This is a genomic window from Rhizobacter sp. P2_H2 (assembly GCF_056403375.1).
Genome location: NZ_JBFUFP010001786.1, coordinates 1 through 598, shown reverse-complemented (window position 1 = coordinate 598; position 598 = coordinate 1). Strand labels below are relative to the sequence as shown.

The following is a 598-nucleotide window of genomic DNA, read 5'->3' as shown; positions in this document are numbered from 1 at the left end:
GTTGTTGATCGTGGTCGGCTTGCCGTACAGGCCGTAGCTGGCCGGGAACGGCGGCTTGAAGCGCGGCTGGCCCTTCTTGCCTTCGAGCGATTCGAGCAGCGCGGTCTCTTCGCCGCAGATGTAGGCGCCGAAACCGTGCGCGCCGTGCAGCTGGAAGCTGAAGTTCGAGCCGAGGATCTTGTCGCCGAGGAATCCGGCCGCACGTGCTTCTTCCAGGGCGGCTTCGAAGCGGTCGTACACCTCGAAGATCTCGCCGTGGATGTAGTTGTAGCCGACGCTGATGCCCATCGCGAACGCCGCGATCGCCATGCCTTCGATGACGATGTGCGGGTTGAACATCAGGATGTCGCGGTCCTTGCAGGTGCCCGGCTCGCCTTCGTCGGAATTGCAGACGAGGTACTTCTGCCCCGGGAACTGGCGCGGCATGAAGCTCCACTTCAGGCCGGTCGGGAAGCCCGCGCCGCCGCGGCCGCGCAGGCCGGAGGTCTTCACTTCGGCGATGACCTGCTCGGGGGTCATCGGCTCGCCGGTGGCACCCTGGAATTCACCGGTCAGGATCTTGCGCAGCGCCTGGTAGCCGCCGCGCGCAACGTAGTCC

The 598-nt window shown here is 65.7% G+C and carries 1 pseudogene; it reads right to left on the bottom strand.

Annotated elements, in window-relative coordinates:
• Positions 1-598: pseudogene (locus AC1D15_RS36205) on the bottom strand (NADH-quinone oxidoreductase subunit F); the annotation flags it as partial.